This is a genomic window from Psychromonas sp. (assembly GCF_983033635.1).
Window position 1 is genome coordinate 12596 of record NZ_CEZLMY010000004.1, and the last position, 18501, is coordinate 31096.

Genomic DNA, 18501 nt, shown 5'->3' on the forward strand with positions numbered 1-18501 from the left:
GATACATACTTAATCAAACTGATTACAAGTTTTATAAATAACTTAAGTCAGAAATAAAGAAACCTAGGAGCTTATTATGGTAGCAGTAGTAAATACAAACGTGATGTCACTGAATGCACAACGTCAGTTAAACAAATCACAAGGCACACAAAACCAAGCTATGGAACGTTTATCTTCTGGCTTACGTATCAATAGTGCTAAAGATGATGCAGCGGGTCTTGCAATCTCAACTGGCATGCAGTCACAAATCAAAGGTATCAACCAAGCGGTTCGTAATGCCAACGATGGTGTTTCAATGGCGCAAACTGCAGAGGGTTCAATGGATGAGATGACTAACATCCTACAACGTATGCGTGAACTATCTGTACAATCATCAAATGATACTAACTCAGCAGAAAACAGACAGGCAATCCAAAAAGAGGTTGACCAACTGCATGGTGAGCTTGACCGTATCGCTGAAACTACAGAATTCAATGGTACTAAATTACTTGACGGTAGTGCTGGCTCAACAACACTGCAAATTGGTGCAAACTCAGGTCAAACATTAAGCTTCTCAATTGATTCTGTAACAACCAATGATTTAGGTTTAAACGGTAACTTAAATAAAGGTGATGTAAACGGTGGTCGTGTAACAGTTGGTGATATGACTGCTACAGAAGTTGCTATTAATGGCGTAGCAATTGGTGAAGTTGAAACCGCCAAAGACTACGGTAATGCTGCGGGTAATATGGCCAGTGTTATTAATGAAAAAACAGCTGAAACAGGTGTAACTGCAAGTGCCTATAACGTGGTACAAGGAGATGCATTAGATTCTAATGGCGCAACACCAAGCGGTGTTACATCAGGTATGAGTATTGCGGTGGGTAATGGTGCTGCAGTAACACTTGGTGCCACCTCTTCAATGGATAACTTAGTTGAAACGATTAACCGTGATGTTGAGGGTGTAACTGCCTCATTAGGTGATAAAGGTGAGTTAGTATTATCAAATGATACGGGTGCATCGATTACTGTTGATGGTTTGACAACAGGCTCAGGTATGACTGATATTGACGGCACTGCACAGGAAGGCTACATTGCCCTTGATAGTAAAGATGGTAGTCCAATCACTGTACATGACCAAGAAGATCCTGCTGATGCATCAGATGCGACTAATATGGGCTTCAGTGTAACCAATGGTGCTGGCTCTGTTCTTGCCTCTGCGGGTACTTTTGCTGCACTTACAGAAACTTCTGGCGTACAAATTAATGGTGTAGACTTAGTATCAACAACTGCTACCATAGCTGGTCATGTCGCTGCAATTAATGGATTAACGGATCAAACTGGTGTAACTGCAACTGAAGATGCTAGTGGTGGTATCCAATATTCGACAGCCGATGGCAGTGCTGTAGAGATCACCTCTAATGCGGATACACAAGCTGAACGTGATACCTCACTAGCAGCTCTTGGTTTCAGCAAAGAGATGGGTGGTAAAGTCATTGACTCGATGGGAACTAACGTAAGCACGGCAGCAGGTGCCTCTAATACGATTGATAAGATTGATGAAGCATTAGATAAAATCAGTGGTTCACGAGCAAACCTAGGTGCGATTCAAAACCGTTTAGGTTCAACGATTTCTAACTTAGAAAACGTATCGCAAAACTTATCGGCTTCTAACTCGCGAATTCAAGATGCAGACTTTGCGGCAGAAACCTCTAAAATGAGTAAAGCGCAAATCTTACAACAAGCAGGTACCTCAATGTTATCGCAGGCAAATGCGTCAGCACAAAGTGTACTCTCTCTTCTTGGTTAGAAGGGTAGCTAGTTAAGGATACAATATAGCTCCCTAGTGATAGGGGGCTTTTTTGCTTTTAAAAGTATTGAACGAAAGTGGAGGTTATATGTCTGATTTAAGTGTTAATGTCTCATCATCGGGGTTTATCGGCTTAGAGTCGGAAAAAGTGCCTGCTGAGCCTGTCAACAAAAAAACTGAGTTTGAAGTGAAAACCTCAGAAGTTGATGCTGCAGAAGTTAAAGCTGAACAGGAAAAAAAGGAAGTGGCACCAGCAGAGGTGCAAGAAGCTGTTGAAGAGATGACCGCATTCGTACAAAGTATGCAGCGTAACCTCTCCTTTACTATTGACGAGCAACTTGGCGAGAAAATTATCTCTGTGACAGATACGGAAACTGATGAAGTGATTCGACAAATTCCATCCGAGGAATTAGTTGTTTTACGTAAAAAAATGGATGATGTGGTCGGTATATTATTTGATACAAAAGTATAGCCGCTTATTCCCATGTTTTTTCGCTGCAATCTTATTGGCGATTTATTGTTATTGTGCATCTGTTAACACAATATTTATTTTATTCCGCTGTGTTTATGGGGACGGTAAAGTAATAAAATACGCTTAAGTAATAAAATAAAGTTAAGTAATATAATATCAGCGGTTATATTATTCACCTTTACTTTATTATAAAGTTTAATATGGTCTGATTATTGCTTTAAAGTAGATGGGTTTATCTGCCTATGCCGATAATATTATTTATTTTGCCAAGTTCGTAAGGAGTATTTATGTCTTCAATCACCTCTACAGGTCTGGGCTCTGGACTTAATATAAATGATATTGTTACTGCGATTGTCGGTGCTGAAAAAGATCCCGCTTTGTCAAAAATGACGGCAGCTGCCGGAGAAGCAACGGCAATGATTTCCGCTTACGGTCTGCTTAATAGCGAACTTTCCTCTTTTAAATCATCCTATAAAGATCTCGGCTATGCCTCTAGTTTTGCCGCAGCCACCGCAACCAGCAGTGACAACTCTATTCTAGATGCGACATTAGGTTATGGTGCTGAAACCGGGCAGTGGGAATTTGAAGTCAAGCAGCGTGCACAAGCACATACCTTGGTTTCTGCAGAAGCCAATGCCTTTACAGAGGTAACAGATGAAGTAGGTGAAGGGATTATTAAACTGACATTCGGCAGTTACAGCGCAGATGGCAGTACCTTTACCGCAGATCCGGATAAAACGTTTGAAACAATCAATATCTCGAATACGATTGATCCCATCACGGGTAAAAGTAATAACTCGCTTGAAGGGCTGCGTGATGAAATTAATGATAAAGATAACAATTATAGTGTCTCAGCATCGATTATAAATGATGGCAGTAACTACCGTTTAATATTAACCAGTAAAGAAACAGGCGAGCAGAGCGCAGTTGAACTCACCGCCACCGATCTGGCGGGCGATCCTATTCCTGCAGGAACGGGCTTAGACCGCTTTACTTTCAGTGCGGCGAGCAAAAATATGAGCCAGACTGTAGACGCTCAAGATGCTGAAATTGTTATGAACGGCATTACTATTACCAGTGCGACCAATGAGGTAGACAGTGTTATCGAAGGAGTTACGTTAAACTTAAAAGGCGCTGAAGTAGGTAAAACAGTTACTTTAAAAATAGATAGCGATACCAGTAAAGTGGAAGAGCAAATTCAAGCTTTTGTTGAAAATTATAATAATACTATCACTAAAATGAATGAGTTAACTACTTTTAATGGCGTCGGTGCAGCTGGTAACGGTGTGCTTAATGGTGATTCAACGATACGAAATATTCAAAGTATGATGCGCGGTGTGTTAAATACACAGGTGGATCATATTGATGGAACGATTCATAGTTTTGCCGATTTAGGTATGTTAACGCAGCGAGATGGAACACTCGAACTAAATGCGACTAAGTTTGCCGAGGCTTTAAAAAATGATATGTCAGGTGTTGCAGACTTTTTCACCGCAACGGGCGCGGCTACTGATTCGCAAATTTCATTTGATAGTAATGATAGTGCAACAAAACCAGGCACCTACGCGGTGGAAGTGACACAACTGGCAACGCAAGGTGCTTTAGCCGCTACCCTAGGGCCGGGTCTGGTGATGGATGACACCAACAATAGTTTTCAAATACGGGTCGATGGTTATGAATCAAGCTCTATTGATTTAAATATCGGTACCTACAGCACCATTGAAGAGCTGGCGCTCGATTTACAATCTAAGATCAATTCCGATACAAATTTTGTTGATAACGGCATCAGCGTTAAAATTATTAATGATGCTGGAAAGCTTTCTATTAGCTCCAATAAATACGGTTCATCCTCTACTGTGGCATTTACCAATAGCGATGCTAATTTTATAGCAAATTTAGGCTTTACAGGCTCCACTAGTATTACCGGATTAAATGTTGAAGGCAAGATTGACGGAATCGCTGCGAGCGGCAGCGGTCAGTACTTATTATCTGAAACGGGTGACTCAGACGGTATTAAACTGCTTATTGAAGGTGGTGCCCTCGGCAGCCGTGGAAATGTCACCTATGCCGAAGGGATGACTAAGTTGATGAATGACATATTAGATGGAATTATAGATAAAAATGTCTCTGAATCCAATGGTGATATCGAGTCAAGTCAGGGCATTGTTGATGGTAAAATCGATTCATTGTACAAAAAAATAACCAACTTAGAAGAGCAGGAAAAAGCCCTGATATACCGCACAGATAAACTCGAGACTCGCTTGTATAAAGAGTTTAATGCGATGGATATGGCGGTTTCAAATTTGAATAATACCATGAGCTACTTGCAAAGTGCTTTAGATGCGTTACCTGGGTATACCCGTGAAAAATAATTAGCTGGCGTAAATGGGAGAGGGTGTTGATTATCAATCTCTCCTTCCTATCTATTATCTCCAATAGATTTAACGATATAGCGCACATATTATCTATTTTCTCTTATTTTGTAATTATCCTCCCTATATAATTGATCCCTGAATTAATTTATTTCAATTAGGTGCTTAGATGACGTCTCAGATAGATCCTTTAATAGTAAAAATACAAACGCAATTATTAAGGGCGACCTTTATGAAAAATATGGCGACATTAAAGGAGAGAATGCCGGAGATCTATCGTTATTATGAAAATTATACGCCGCAAAATGTGCAGCTTGCCTTTGACGAGAATGGCTTCATTAATTTAGTTGCTGATAATGCATTTGTGTATCAAGAAGATCCTAAGTTATCCTCTCAGCAGCAGGTTGATGCTTTTATAACCAAACCACCTCAGTTTGATTATGACGTTTATGTGGCTAAAAATCATCAAAGCAAGTATGAGCATGAACGGGTTATCCATCGCATATTTAATAAGCGTCACGATGAGTTAGGGGCAAACAGTTTTAATAGATTAAAAGTAGGAGATAGCATTAATTACTTGACCATAATGGGTAGTGGTCTTGGTTATCATATTGAAGACTTATTTGAAAAGTTTGCTATCCGCTCCGCTTTTATTTATGAGCCTGAGCCGGATTGTTTTTATGCAACGCTGCATACCCTAGATATCACAAAATTATTAGATGCTTGTCGGCAAAGAGGAGGTGAAATTAGCTTTAAAATAGGGGGGAATGAAAGAGAATTTGTTAATGAAATTTATCACAGCTTCAAAAGACAAGGCTTTTTTAATCTTGCGCAAATGTACCAATACAGGCACTACAAAAGCGATAAAACGACGGATGCCTTTAAAAAAATAAAAGAAGTGATGCACCGCTATCAGGCTGGTTGGGGGTTTTGTGAAGATGAAATTATCGGGATTTCTCATACTCTAACGAATATTTCGACTAATAAAGCACATACGTTATTACAACATGCAAAATTTCAAGTAAAAGAGCAGCCTGTATTTATTATTGGTAATGGCCCCTCTTTAGATGAGTGCTTGCCGTTTATTAAAGATAACCAAGAAAATGCGATAATTATCTCCTCGGGTACCTCGTTAAAACCACTACTTGATTATGGTATTCAACCGGATATGCATGTAGAGCAAGAGCGTCCCGCATTTATCTATCCGTGGATTAAAAAAGTGGGGCATGAGGAAGTATTAAAAGAGATTCCCCTTCTTTGTTTGAATACCGTCTACCCACGAATTCTTGCCTTATTTAAGCAGCCCTATCTGATGCTCAAAGCTGCTGATGCTGGCACGAGTTTTATCCATGATCATATTTCAGATAAATATGAAGAATTATTTTTCTGTAATCCAACTGTAACCAATGCCTCGACAGCAGGTGCGATTGCGATGGGCTTTAAGAAATTCTTTCTTTTTGGTTTAGATTACGGCTTTAAATCTGTAGAAAAACATCACTCAAAAGGCAGTGCTTATTATGATGCTGATACCGACTTTAGTTTATCGGGGGAGCTGACCGTCGCGGGTAATTTTGTTGAGTCGGTGCAAACGACGAGAATATTTGATAACTCTCGCAGTGTGCTGGAGATGTTGCTGGAACAGAATCCAGACGTTAAGTGCGTTAATAGTAGTGATGGCGCTAAAATTTCACTTACGACGCCATGTCGTGTAGAGAAACTTGCTAAACTAGCTAAAATAAAAAATAAACAGCAGGTTGTCGAACATTGTTTAAGTAGTAGTTTTGATAGTGATTATATGATCAATCATGATCTTTTCAGTGAATTCGATGCTGTTATGAAGCATTTTGATCTGTATATGCAAAAGCTGCTTAGCATGCTTGATGGGGTGAAAACAAAAGAGCAGTTAACCCAAGCTTTCTCTGCCCAGTACCGATTTATTAATGATCTTGATAATGATAAAGAGATAAAGCTTTTCCATCGTTTCTTTAAGGGATCTTTAAACTTTTTACAAACCAGTATTATGAGTAATGTAAGTCGCTACGATAATGAGCAAGCTCGTCATGCGTATATTCAATTTTGCATTAAAGAGATGTCTCAACATTTTGTTTGGTTACTAGCGGATCTTAAAGTCCATTATAATCAACCAGCAAGAGCGTAGTGCCATCAAGTAAGGAATATAAATATGCAACAAAACAAGTTGGTGGCTAAACTAAAGCTGGCAAGTTTAGAGTCGAGCAAAGAAAATTACATTAAGTCGATAGCTCTATGTAAAAGCATTATTAAAAAAGAGCCTAATTATGCGGTTGCTTATAAGTTACTGGTCACGAATTTACTCAAACTAAGCCGCTTTGATGAAGCAGAAAAAATATTAAAAAAAGTGATTCGCTTAGTAAATGAAGAGGAATCTTATCCTCTACTTCATCTGCTTGGGTGTAATTATATTAGCCAGCGAGAGTATCAAAAAGCGCTTTCTATACTGGAAGATCTATTTAATCAAACGGGTAATAGTAAAGTTTTACTGGACATTGCGTTGTCATATTTCAATTTAGATGAATATGAAAATGCGCGCGATGTTTATATGAAGTTAATAGAGTTAGAGCCAAATAATCACCAGGCAAAATTTAATTTATATCCCATTCTTTTACATTTTAAAGAGTATCAAGATGCGTGGGTGTGTTTCCATAGTCGACTTGAGCGACAGGAAGTAAAAGATCAGGTGCATTGGTTTGCCACTCCATGGAGCGGAGAGTCACTTGTTGACAAAACTATACTGATTTACCCTGAACAGGGTATAGGTGATAACCTTGCATATACGAGCTGTTTTGCAGAGGCTGTAGCCGATGCAAAAAAATCTTATATTGTTTGTGATAATCGCCTAAAAGCTTTATACCGGGATAATTTTCCAACTGCACACATTCTTTCCTATGCAGATGTGAACCGAGAGCAAGCAATTAATGCAGATCTTGATCTGCAAATTTTAGCCGGTTCATTATCTTACCTTTATCGACCTTGTGAAGAATCTTTTGCCAAACCAGCCAATCTAACCATTCCTAGCGAGTTGATTGCAGCGAAAAAGTCGCGTTTTTCTAAAAAAAGATTACGCATAGGGGTTTCATGGTTTCATGGGCGAATCAATGATGGTAATAAGTTTTCTATGTATCTTGAAGAGTTGTTACCTTTATTAAAAGTCGAAGGTATTGAGTGGGTTAATTTACAATTTGGTGATTGGCAGAAAGAGGTTGAAAGCCTCAAAGCTAAACACGGTATATCAATAAGTCATTTCGAAGACTGCTCGGCAGCGGGTGATTTTGAACATTATGGGGCACTGATTGCAAATTTAGATCTGGTAATTTCAGCGAGTAATGCAGCCTTAATGTTCGCATCAAGATTAGGCGTTAAATCATGGATGTTCTCACCGGGTAGCTGTCAGTCGAAAGAGCCAGAGAACTTCAAAGACTCCCATTTTATTAAAAATAGTCGTGATTTTTTTCAAGGTCAGCATAAAAACTGGGGTGGGGTGGTACAACAATTTTGTGATGAAATTAAGTTACTTTGATGCGGGAATTTATAATGCTCTCATAAAGTAGTTTGTTAATAAATGTATATAACCTTGAATATATTGCAACGCGCAATACTAGCGCGTTTCTATACTGAGGAACAAGGGAATAGACTAATCAATATTGATTATTAAACATAACTTATCTCGCTTTAAAAAATGGCTAATTATTTGTTTATTATGACTTATTTATAAGCCTTTAATTTATTTTTATTACGTTTTTGCAATAAAGACATTTCTTTTAATTGCTTAAAATGCTGTTCAGATTTGTTCTGCAGTGTTGCAATATTTGTTTCAAGCGTTTTAAGTTGCTCTATAACTGTGCTTAATGTTTCAGCTGAGTTGCTATCTAATAAAGTTTTAATTTGATTTGAAAAAATATCTTGCTGCTGCTGAAATAGATCATACTCTTGTTGATCAAGAAAAGTAGTCAGCTGTTGTTCAAGCTTAAACAGTTCGTCAAGTTGTTGTTCTATTTTACTCTGCATTATTTTTACCATCTTATCGGTGAATATATTGGAGAAGATTATACTAACCTGGTCAGGTTCGTTTCAGCTATAGAGGAAGCGTTTCTCTCGTTTGTACTATTTTTTGTACTGCTGACGCACATCATGCGGAATTGCATCCCAGCCTGATTTTATTTCTGCAATTAGGCTGATAACTTCTGTTAATGGCTCGATATCATTTTTGATATTGGCCTGGGTTACCTGGCTTATCATATAAGCGTAGAGGTTATAAAGGTTTGCAGATATTTCGCCACCTTGTTCCATATCTAAGCTGTTTTGTAGCTCGCCAATCAAACCAATTACTTTGCTAAGCATTTTGTTTTTGTTTTCGATCTCTTTGCGCTCAATAGCCCCTTTTGCTGCTGCTAAATTACCCATTATATGTTGCATAACAAGTGAGATCAGGGTGTGTGGATCCGCTTGTTCAACGTGTGCCATGCTTGTATTTTGATATTTTTTGATAGAACCGCGCATAATATGATTATTTCCTTACTGACTAACTTTTAGGTTAACTTTATCAGTTTACATCTGGTATTAATAAATGCATCTTTTTTAGAATAACTATGTGTCTTTTGACGCTTTATTAATTTTAAAGTAAATTTCATTAGTGATATACCAACAAAGCAATATATATACCAACAATTATAGATCAGTCATCGCTTAATGATTGTTCATTATTTGAACAACTCGGTGTCCTCTTCGCTGTCAGAATATGGTCATCGTCATGTTTTTGACTTTTATCGTTTTTCATTTGTGAAAAATATTATAAACTTGGCCGAGTTTAATTTTATAAGTGAATTTATATGGAATCTCGATCTCCAATTTACCTGGTTGATACTAGCCAAGAACAATACGATACATTAGCAACCGTTTTACATTTTATTGGTGAAACATGTGAAGCTGTCGCGAGTGTGGATTTATTAAATAAAGTTAATGAGCACAACCCGTTATGTATTATTTTGGGTGGGGCAATAGCTTCCTCTGAAGATCTTTTTAAGGACTTTTCTAATACGCCTTTTTTAACATTATCAGGACAAGTCACCAGTACAGAAAGAAACCATCTTGGCGTGTTAAGTTTGCCCATTGTTTATGCTGAATTAACGCAGTTATTACATTACTGCCAGTCATTTCATAATCCAGATAAAAAACTGCAAAAAGCCAATAAATATCTAATGTCATCTTTAGTTGGTCGTGGTTTACGTATTCAAGAGATTCGCTATTTAGTTGAGCAAGTTTCAGATAGTAAAGCTAATGTACTTATTCTTGGAGAATCGGGAACCGGTAAAGAAGTGGTTGCGCGTGCTATTCACGAAATATCAAACCGTAAAAAAGGGCCATTTGTACCTATTAACTGTGGTGCAATTCCTGCTGAATTACTTGAAAGTGAGTTGTTTGGTCATGAAAAAGGTGCTTTTACAGGGGCTTTTTCTGCACGTAAAGGACGTTTTGAATTAGCAGCTGGTGGCACGCTGTTTTTAGATGAAATTGGTGATATGCCGATGCCGATGCAGGTAAAGCTGTTGCGTGTTTTACAAGAGCGTACTTTTGAACGTGTAGGTGGAACAAAATCTTTACAGGCCGATGTGCGCGTTGTTGCTGCCACCCATAGAGATCTCGAAGCATTGATTACGGAAGGTAAATTTCGCGAAGATCTTTATTACCGTTTAAATGTATTCCCAATTGAAAAACCTGCGCTTCGTGATCGTCAGGAAGATATCCCGCTGTTATTACAAGAGCTTTTATCGCGCTTAGAGGGGGATCATAAAGCGACATTACGTTTCACACAGCGCGCACTTGATTCATTAATGAAACATGATTGGCCGGGTAATGTACGAGAATTATCTAACTTATTAGAAAGGTTACTTATTTTACATGCCAATAAGATTATCGATCTTGGTGATTTACCTATCAAATACCGTCATATTGACGCACAAGGTGATTTTGTTGAGCAGATTCAATATAGCCCAGAGGAAGAAGCGTTAGCTGAGCGAGATGCACTGTGTGGTATGTTTGGTGATGCTCCAGTGGTTTCTGATGAATCTGAATCGTTTGATGAGTCGCTAGGCTTTTTAGGGCACCTTCCTGCAGAGGGAATGAACCTTAAGAGTAAACTCACAGAGTTTGAGATTGAGATGATTCGCCAAGCATTAGAAAGTCAAGATGGAGTTGTTTCTCATGCGGCGGAACTGTTATCAATGCGACGCACTACTCTGGTTGAAAAAATGAAGAAATACGGTCTTAATAAAGATGGCTAAATGCTCTTTTGGCCAGTGATTAAATAGCCCGTGACAGTGTTTGTCTCGGGCTTTTTTTTTCTCAAAAAACAGTGTCATATTTATGGCTGAATGGTTTTAAGTTATTGTAATTTAATTACTTTTAAGTGTTGGCATAAAAACTGCTTTATAGCGTGTAAGAGCAAACTATAAAGCAGGGTTATGTGATGAATACAATCAATCAACAAGCAAAGGCACTGGAGCAGGAAAGTTTTTCTGGCGAGCTTAAGCAGTTGCGTGCGCAAGCAAATTATATGGAGCAGCTTTATAGTGAGTTGCCATCTGGTTTAATTGTGATTGATGGTAATGGTGTTGTTGAACAGGTCAACCGAGTTGCAATTTCATTATTAGGTGAGCCGTTAAAAGGGCAGTTATGGAGTGATATCATTAACCGTTCATTTGCGCCTAAAAATGATGATGGTCATGAAATTTCTCTAAAAAATGGTCGCCGTATTCAACTTTCTATCTCATCGCTTGAAGGCCAGCCAGGGCAACTTATCTTATTAACAGATTTGACCGATACCCGTGAACTGCAGGAGCATGTTGCAAAATTAAAACGTCTCTCTTCACTGGGTAAAATGGTTGCTTCTCTTGCTCATCAAATTAGAACGCCACTTTCAGCTGCTATGTTATATGGTGCAAACCTTGCGAATAAAACTCTGACTGAAAGCTCTCGTTCGCGTTTTCAGGGTAAATTAATGAATCGCTTGAATGATTTAGAAACGCAAGTAAATGATATGTTGTTATTTGCACGCAGCGGTGATCAAAAAATTGTTGAAGAGGTTTCATTAGTGGGCTTGCTTGAAGAGGTGCAGGATGCAAGTGAAAGCATGATTTTACAGGTTGAAGGACATCTGCAATGTCGTCTGCCTGATCCCGATCTGCTTATTATGGCTAATAAAAATGCACTGGCAAGTGCAATGACCAATCTTATTTCCAACGCAATTGAGGCCACTGGCAAAGGGGCTCAGCTTTATATAACAACCGCGCGCAGAGATGAAAACTTAGTGGAAATTTCAGTAATGGACAATGGCCCGGGTATCGAAAAAGGGCATATTGCTAAAGTAATGGAAGCGTTTTATACCACCAAATCACAAGGTACGGGATTAGGGCTGGCTGTTGTGCAATCTATTGCGCAGGCGCATAAAGGCAGCGTTGAGGTGAAATCAGAATTTGGCAAAGGCAGCTGCTTTACCTTGGTATTACCGTTACATCGAGTCGGTGAATACCGCCATCAGTTACATAATATGCAGTTTAATCAAGTGGTAGGAGGCTAATATGTCACAGGGTAAATTATTAGTTGTTGAAGATGATGCGGGTTTAAGAGAAGCCTTGATTGATACCTTACTACTTGCTGGTTATAACTGCTCGGAAGTGGATAGCGGAGAGGCGGCTTTGGTCGCTTTAAACAAACAGAAGTTTGATCTGGTGATCAGTGATATTCAAATGGGCGGCATGTCGGGTTTGACCCTGTTACAGAATATTAAAGATAAATACCCAACTTTACCGGTTTTATTAATGACCGCTTATGCAACCATTGATGATGCGGTAAATGCGATGCGTGATGGCGCAATTGATTATCTGGCCAAACCATTTTCGCCTGAGGTTTTGTTAAATCAAGTGAGTCGCTATGCACCTGTTCATAAGGTTGAATCACGCACTCCGATTTACGGCGATAACAGCACTGAAAAACTGTTTAAAATGGCAGAAAAAGTAGCGGCAAGCGATGCTTCCGTAATGATTACCGGTCCAAGTGGATCAGGTAAAGAGGTTTTATCGCGTTACTTGCACGATAAATCGTCTCGCTGCGAGCAAGCTTTTGTGGCGATTAACTGTGCGGCAATTCCTGAAACCATGCTTGAATCCACTCTGTTTGGTTATGAGAAAGGTGCATTTACCGGCGCGGTGCAAGCTTGCCCCGGTAAATTTGAACAAGCGCAAAACGGCACTATTTTACTTGATGAAATCACTGAAATGCCTCTGGAGTTACAAGTTAAATTATTACGAGTATTACAAGAGCGCGAAGTAGAGCGCCTTGGTGCACGTAAAACCATTAAATTAAATATTCGTGTGATAGCAACGAGTAACCGTGACCTTAAAAAAGCAGTTGCAGAAGGAAGCTTCCGTGAGGATCTTTATTACCGCTTGAATGTATTTCCATTGCAATGGCTGCCATTAGCAAAACGTACAGGAGATATATTACCGCTAGCGGAGCATCTGCTAATGCGCCATGCTGTTGATCAGTCTCAAGCCATTCCCGTGTTAACACAAGCCGCAAAAGCGATGTTATTAGCTTACCCTTGGCCGGGTAATGTACGTGAACTTGATAATGTTATGCAGCGTGCGTTAATTTTATCTGATGGAGAAACGGTTGATCAATCATCGCTTATTTTAGAAGATATGCAGTTTGAACATATTTGTGATCAACAAAAACCAAGCGAAGTTATCGCTGATGATGACCTTGTGCTAAACAATAATGCTCAACATATTGACAATGAAATTGTTGCTGATGAAGTGGCAGCATTAGGGCAGGGTTTAAAAGAGCAAGAGCAAAAAATAATTTTAGATGCACTGCATACTTGCCAGGGTAAACGTAAAGATGTCGCTGAGCTGTTAGGTATTAGCCCGCGCACCTTACGTTATAAAATCGCACGAATGAAAGATCAGGGTATTGCACTGCCAGTGTAGTGTATATCAAACGGCTTGAATAACTCTCTTTAGGCCGCTTGGCTACTTATCAGCTAAGGCATGGCGAATAAAGCCATTATGTTTGCTGAGTTTTTGCTGAGCAGTTTGTGCATCTAAACCGCTAAGTATCATTAAAATAGCTGTTTTACAGTGGTTAGCCGATTGTTCTAGCGCTTGTATTGCTTGTTGTTTGCTGCAGCCAGTCGCTTCCATAACGATATTTTTTTGACGCTGTAGCAATTTGGCATTGCTTGCTTGAACATCCACCATTAAATTACTGAACACTTTACCAGAGCGGATCATCGCCGCTGTTGTGATCATGTTTAGTATCAGCTTTTGTGCTGTACCTGCTTTCATACGCGAAGAGCCCGTTACTACTTCCGGCCCCACTATCGGCGTAATACTAATTTGTGCTAATTCACTCATTGGACTTTGTTGATTACAGCTAAGTGAAACAACGGTTGCACCTGCTGATAATGCGTATTCCATTGCCCCTAATACATAAGGCGTACGGCCGCTTGCGGCGATGCCGACCAGCACATCTTGAGCGTTAAAATTGATCTGCTTAAGATCGCTTGCACCCAGTTCACGATTGTCTTCTGCATTTTCTACCGCTTGTAAAATGGCCTGATGACCGCCTGCAATTAAACCAACCACAAGATCAGGATTAGCGCCGAACGTAGGAGGACACTCACTGGCATCTAAAATGCCTAATCGACCAGATGTTCCTGCGCCACTATAAATCAAACGCCCCCCAGATTGAAAAGCATTTACAACAGTATCAACGACTTGTGTTATTTCTGGAATAGTCTGCTGCACAGCAAGTGCGACTTTTTTATCTTCGTTATTGATCACTTTTAAGATCTCTAATGTTGATAAAGTATCAATCTGTTCACTGGCCTGGTTGCGGCTTTCTGTTACGAGTTTACTTAAATCAATCTTCATTTAATCTATCCATTAGAAATTTTAAAGCCTTTATGGTAACGCAGAACGCTGTGAAAGTGATTGTATAAATTGATAATTATCAAGTTTGATTGTTTAAAAAAAAGATATTAATAACAACTATTGCAAATGATAGCTATTATCATTACTATTAATGGTAATTGATAACTATTATTATTTGGAAAGAAGATGCTGATAAAAAAAATATGTACCTCTGCCATTGTATTGGCGACATTAAGTTTAATCACATTTGCTTCGCTTGCTGATGAAGTTAATGTTTATTCATTTCGCCAACCTTTTTTGATTGAACCAATTATGCAGGAGTTCACAAAACAAACCGGGATTAAAGTAAATATCTTATTTGCAAAAAAAGGGCTGATTGAACGGGTAAAACGTGAAGGTGAACTTTCCCCAGCTGATCTGGTATTAACAACAGATATCAGCCGTTTAATGAAACTGAACAACCTGAATTTAACACAAGCGGTTGATAGTAAAGTTTTAACTGCAAATATTCCCAGCCAGTATCGCGATCCAAAGCAACACTGGTTTGCATTAACTACCCGCGTACGTAATATTTACTCATCTTCAGAGCGTGTCGGTCCCGCTAATATCACCTATCAGGATTTAGCGAGCCCTGAATTTAAAGGTAAAATTTGTACACGTTCCGGGAAACATCCTTACAATGTATCACTTGTCGCCTCGGTTATTGCACATCAAGGTGAAGCCAGTGCAAAAGTGTGGTTAGAAGGGCTTAAAGCTAATCTTGCACGCAAACCACAAGGTAATGATCGCGCGCAAGTCAAAGCGGTTAAAGACGGTCTATGTGATTACGCATTAGGTAATAACTATTATTTAGGCAAGATGCTAGCAGATCCGAAGCAAGTGCCTTGGGCGCAGGCGGTAAATATTAATTTCCCAAATCAAAAAACAACCGGCGCGCATGTTAATGTTAGTGGTGTAGTCTTGGCTAAATACGCACCTAACAAAAGCAATGCAATCAAGCTAATGGAATTTTTATCAGATGATTTAGCGCAACAGATCTACGCAGAAGTCAATTATGAGTACCCTGTAAAAGAGAGTGTGCCAGCTTCAAAATTGGTTGCATCTTGGGGGGATTTTAAAGCAGACCAACTGCCACTTGCTGAGATTGCCAAACAACATAAAGCTGCCATTAAATTATTGGATGAAGTGAAGTTTGATCTCTAATTTTAATTTCTACAAGTTACTGCCTTGGGCAGTAACTTTACTTTTGATTTTACCAATTATTGCACTGATTTTTAATGCCTTTAGCATTGATAATAGTGGCACTTTCCAGCATCTGATTGATACTGTTTTATTGACTTACAGCTTAAATACCCTGTTTTTAATTTTGGGCGTGGTGAGTTTAAGTTTTATTTTTGCGCTGCCCGTAGCTTGGTTTGTTGCATGTTGTGAGTTCCCCAGCCGTACAATTTTGCAGTGGGCATTAATGCTTCCTCTGGCGCTTCCCCCCTATATTGTGGCCATTGTTTATACTGACTTGCTTGATTTTAGTGGGCCTGTGCAGCAATTTTTACGCAGTTTAATGGGCTGGCAACAGATCTCCGATTATTATTTTCCTGATATTCGCAGCCTTTTGGGAGCGATTTTAATCCTCAGTCTGACACTCTATCCTTACCTTTACCTGTTATTACGTAGCGCTTTTTTAGGGCAATCTGGCGCGCTTTTTCAAGCTGCTAGAAGCTTAGGTTTATCGCCGTTAGCTGCATTTTTCCGCGTCTCGCTGCCGCTTTCCCGATCTGCTATTGCCGTTGGATTATCTTTGATTGCCATGGAAAGTTTAGGTGATTTTGCAACCGTTAATTATTTTGCGGTGAGCACATTAACCACAGCTGTTTACGATACCTGGTTAGAGCTTGGCAGTTTAACGACGGCAGCTAAAATTTCATCCTTGATGCTATTAGCTTTAGTGGTTTTAATCACGCTGGAAAATTATAGTCGCCGTAAACAGAAAATTTATCAGCGCAGCGGGGCAACGCATACCGAGCTGCGTTTTGTTTTACGGGGCTGGAAAAAGTGGGGCGCACTGCTCTTTTCCTGGTCGCTACTTATTGGCGCTTTTATCCTGCCTCTGCTTACGCTTTTTTATTATGCGCTGAGTTATTTTAGTGAATCGTTAAATGCAAGATTATGGCAGTACACGCTAAATAGTTTTTGGCTGGCAATTATTGTTGCTGGTTTAGCGCTAGTGATTGCTTTAATTGTTAATTTTTATCAACGTCTATCTCCGGGAATCCTGGCTAAAAGCTGTATACGTTTATCATCATTAGGTTATGCAGTTCCGGGTACTGTAGTGGCGATTGCTGTGCTTATCCCCTTTACCAATATTGATCTGTTGCTAAATCAGTTACTTGTCGAGTTCGGTTTTTCACGTGTAGGCCTGCTCTTTTCAGGTACATTATTTATTTTAGTGATTGCTTACTTAGTGCGTTTTAGCGCGATTGCTGTCGGCAGTATTGATAGCAGTTTAGCGCAGGTCTCTCCCTCATTAGATTTAGCCTCTCGCTCCCTTGGGCAAAATGCAGCACAAACTATTCGCCGTGTTAATCTGCCTTTAATTAAAAAAGGGATGCTAAGCGCAACTATTTTAGTTTTTATTGAAGCGATGAAAGAGTTACCAACGGCACTGTTATTACGTCCGTTTAATTTTGAAACCTTAGCCACTTATGTCTATCAGTTTGTTTCCGATGAGATGATAGAATTCGCAGCCTTGCCTGCATTATTAATCGTATTAATGGGCCTGCTGCCATTTATTATTGTTAACCGTTTATTGGAGAACGCCACTTAATGTCTGCGTTAGTTGTTAATAAATTAAGTTGTTTTTATCAAGACAATCAAGTGCTTGAGTCACTTGATTTGGAACTTGAGAATAATGAGATCATCTGTTTATTGGGGGAGAGCGGCTGTGGTAAAACAACACTTTTAAAAGCGGTTGCAGGTTTGCAAACTAAGCTTTCAGGAGAGGTTAAGATTAATGGTAAAACCGTTAATGATAATGGTGTCAATGTTGCCCCGGAGAAACGCAAAGTAGGTTTGATTTTTCAGGATTATGCGCTTTTTCCACACCTTAATGTATTTGATAATGTCGCATTCTCACTATCTCAGTATTCAAAAGAGGAGAAGAAAAAACGCGTTGATGATGTTTTAGCTCTGGTACGACTCTGTGATTATGCGCAGCGTTTTCCGCATCAACTGTCAGGCGGTCAGCAGCAACGTATCGCCATTGCGCGAGCTTTAGCCTATCAGCCCGATTTAATGTTATTAGATGAGCCTTTTTCTAATTTGGATCATCATGTCCGCTTTCAGTTAATTCATGAGATTAGAGAGCTGCTCAAGGTGCGTTCGATGAGTGCACTGTTTGTCACTCATTCAAAAGAGGAGGGGTTTGCTTTTGCTGATAAAATAGCCCTGATGCAAGCGGGTAAAATAGTACAAATTGGCAGTGCACAAAACCTGTATAGCCACCCTAAATCTAAGTATGTTGCAGACTTTATGGGGCAGAGTAACTACCTGAAAGTGTGCGTAAAGGATAAATACAGTTATCAGTCGGATCTTGGTTTATTAACCAGTAATACGCTTATTGAATTCGAAACCGGTAAAGCGTTAAATCTGTTATTACGCCCGGAGCAGATAGCAATAGAAACGGCTGTTAATGGTTTAGGCACAGTTAAACAGGTGGATTTTTTAGGGGCGTACCAGCAAATAACGGTGAGCTATCAGAACAATGATTACCGGATAAAACAGAGTAATCACTTTGGGGACTGCATGCAGTTTAAAGTGGGAGATAAAGTAACATTAAGCGTTTTAAGCCATGATTTTGTGGTATTTACACAGTAGTTCTGCTTTCAAAAAAAATAAGGGGCA

The 18501-nt window shown here is 39.4% G+C and carries 14 protein-coding genes; 11 read left to right on the forward strand and 3 right to left on the reverse strand.

Features of this window, described 5'->3' with window-relative positions; genetic code table 11:
* The first annotated feature begins 76 nt into the window (after window positions 1-76).
* From AC4GME_RS01125 to AC4GME_RS01145, 5 genes are all read left to right on the forward strand, one after another.
* On the forward strand, window positions 77-1789 hold the full coding sequence (locus AC4GME_RS01125; RefSeq protein WP_490375470.1) for a flagellin N-terminal helical domain-containing protein: 1713 nt from the start codon (window positions 77-79) through the stop codon (window positions 1787-1789).
* 88 nt (window positions 1790-1877) lie between these two features.
* The gene (locus tag AC4GME_RS01130; protein WP_490375469.1) at window positions 1878-2261 is read left to right on the forward strand and encodes a flagellar protein FlaG; all 384 of its coding nucleotides are present in this window, start codon (window positions 1878-1880) and stop codon (window positions 2259-2261) included.
* 287 nt (window positions 2262-2548) lie between these two features.
* Window positions 2549-4633 (forward strand): flagellar filament capping protein FliD, encoded by a 2085-nt coding sequence (gene fliD / locus AC4GME_RS01135; RefSeq protein ID WP_490375468.1) that lies wholly within the window; start codon window positions 2549-2551, stop codon window positions 4631-4633.
* A gap of 169 nt (window positions 4634-4802) precedes the next feature.
* A complete protein-coding gene (locus AC4GME_RS01140) occupies window positions 4803-6791 on the forward strand; it encodes a motility associated factor glycosyltransferase family protein (protein WP_490375467.1) in 1989 nt (662 codons plus the stop codon).
* A gap of 24 nt (window positions 6792-6815) precedes the next feature.
* Entirely contained in the window at window positions 6816-8189 is a 1374-nt protein-coding gene (locus tag AC4GME_RS01145; RefSeq protein ID WP_490375466.1) for a tetratricopeptide repeat protein, read from the forward strand.
* Between the two features lie 185 nt (window positions 8190-8374).
* Here the strand turns inward: AC4GME_RS01145 and AC4GME_RS01150 are convergent, their stop codons facing one another.
* Both AC4GME_RS01150 and fliS read right to left on the reverse strand, forming a co-directional pair.
* Window positions 8375-8677, reverse strand: coding sequence for a hypothetical protein (locus tag AC4GME_RS01150; RefSeq protein WP_490375465.1), 303 nt, complete (start codon window positions 8675-8677; stop codon window positions 8375-8377).
* A gap of 96 nt (window positions 8678-8773) precedes the next feature.
* Window positions 8774-9169 (reverse strand): flagellar export chaperone FliS, encoded by a 396-nt coding sequence (gene fliS, locus AC4GME_RS01155; RefSeq protein WP_490375464.1) that lies wholly within the window; start codon window positions 9167-9169, stop codon window positions 8774-8776.
* Window positions 9170-9498: 329 nt separating this feature from the next.
* On the opposite strand from fliS, the gene AC4GME_RS01160 reads away from it, so the two are divergent.
* The 3 genes from AC4GME_RS01160 (at window position 9499) to AC4GME_RS01170 (ending at window position 13656) form a co-directional block, all read left to right on the forward strand.
* Window positions 9499-10950, forward strand: a complete 1452-nt coding sequence (locus AC4GME_RS01160; RefSeq protein WP_490375463.1) for a sigma-54 interaction domain-containing protein — start codon at window positions 9499-9501, stop codon at window positions 10948-10950.
* 185 nt (window positions 10951-11135) lie between these two features.
* Window positions 11136-12245, forward strand: a complete 1110-nt coding sequence (locus tag AC4GME_RS01165) for a sensor histidine kinase (protein WP_490375462.1) — start codon at window positions 11136-11138, stop codon at window positions 12243-12245.
* Between the two features lies 1 nt (window position 12246).
* On the forward strand, window positions 12247-13656 hold the full coding sequence (locus AC4GME_RS01170; RefSeq protein ID WP_490375461.1) for a sigma-54-dependent transcriptional regulator: 1410 nt from the start codon (window positions 12247-12249) through the stop codon (window positions 13654-13656).
* 42 nt (window positions 13657-13698) lie between these two features.
* Here AC4GME_RS01170 and murQ read toward each other — a convergent pair whose 3' ends face one another.
* Entirely contained in the window at window positions 13699-14601 is a 903-nt protein-coding gene (gene murQ, locus AC4GME_RS01175) for an N-acetylmuramic acid 6-phosphate etherase (protein WP_490375460.1), read from the reverse strand.
* A 186-nt stretch (window positions 14602-14787) separates the two neighbouring features.
* Here murQ and AC4GME_RS01180 point away from each other — a divergent pair, with 186 nt between their 5' ends.
* From AC4GME_RS01180 to AC4GME_RS01190, 3 genes are read left to right on the forward strand one after another with little or no spacing between them, the layout of a single operon-like run.
* Window positions 14788-15804, forward strand: a complete 1017-nt coding sequence (locus tag AC4GME_RS01180; protein ID WP_490375459.1) for a Fe(3+) ABC transporter substrate-binding protein — start codon at window positions 14788-14790, stop codon at window positions 15802-15804.
* Window positions 15794-17425: an ABC transporter permease gene (locus AC4GME_RS01185; protein WP_490378913.1), complete on the forward strand. Its 1632-nt coding sequence runs from the start codon at window positions 15794-15796 to the stop codon at window positions 17423-17425. The genes AC4GME_RS01180 and AC4GME_RS01185 overlap by 11 nt, the downstream gene beginning before the upstream one ends.
* Window positions 17425-18474 carry an ABC transporter ATP-binding protein gene (locus AC4GME_RS01190; RefSeq protein WP_490375457.1) on the forward strand — a complete coding sequence of 350 codons (1050 nt, stop codon included), beginning with the start codon at window positions 17425-17427 and terminating at the stop codon, window positions 18472-18474. The genes AC4GME_RS01185 and AC4GME_RS01190 overlap by 1 nt, the downstream gene beginning before the upstream one ends.
* The last annotated feature ends 27 nt before the right edge of the window (window positions 18475-18501 follow it).

Excerpts from the sequence above, each read along its gene's own strand:
- AC4GME_RS01130 (WP_490375469.1), top strand. The coding sequence starts at position 1,878 with ATGTCTGATTTAAGTGTTAATGTCTCATCATCGGGGTTTATCGGCTTA.
- murQ (WP_490375460.1), bottom strand. The coding sequence starts at position 14,601 with ATGAAGATTGATTTAAGTAAACTCGTAACAGAAAGCCGCAACCAGGCC.
- AC4GME_RS01125 (WP_490375470.1), top strand. The coding sequence starts at position 77 with ATGGTAGCAGTAGTAAATACAAACGTGATGTCACTGAATGCACAACGT.
- AC4GME_RS01170 (WP_490375461.1), top strand. The coding sequence starts at position 12,247 with ATGTCACAGGGTAAATTATTAGTTGTTGAAGATGATGCGGGTTTAAGA.
- AC4GME_RS01180 (WP_490375459.1), top strand. The coding sequence starts at position 14,788 with ATGCTGATAAAAAAAATATGTACCTCTGCCATTGTATTGGCGACATTA.
- AC4GME_RS01140 (WP_490375467.1), top strand. The coding sequence starts at position 4,803 with ATGACGTCTCAGATAGATCCTTTAATAGTAAAAATACAAACGCAATTA.
- AC4GME_RS01150 (WP_490375465.1), bottom strand. The coding sequence starts at position 8,677 with ATGCAGAGTAAAATAGAACAACAACTTGACGAACTGTTTAAGCTTGAA.
- fliD (WP_490375468.1), top strand. The coding sequence starts at position 2,549 with ATGTCTTCAATCACCTCTACAGGTCTGGGCTCTGGACTTAATATAAAT.
- AC4GME_RS01190 (WP_490375457.1), top strand. The coding sequence starts at position 17,425 with ATGTCTGCGTTAGTTGTTAATAAATTAAGTTGTTTTTATCAAGACAAT.
- AC4GME_RS01145 (WP_490375466.1), top strand. The coding sequence starts at position 6,816 with ATGCAACAAAACAAGTTGGTGGCTAAACTAAAGCTGGCAAGTTTAGAG.
- fliS (WP_490375464.1), bottom strand. The coding sequence starts at position 9,169 with ATGCGCGGTTCTATCAAAAAATATCAAAATACAAGCATGGCACACGTT.
- AC4GME_RS01160 (WP_490375463.1), top strand. The coding sequence starts at position 9,499 with ATGGAATCTCGATCTCCAATTTACCTGGTTGATACTAGCCAAGAACAA.
- AC4GME_RS01165 (WP_490375462.1), top strand. The coding sequence starts at position 11,136 with ATGAATACAATCAATCAACAAGCAAAGGCACTGGAGCAGGAAAGTTTT.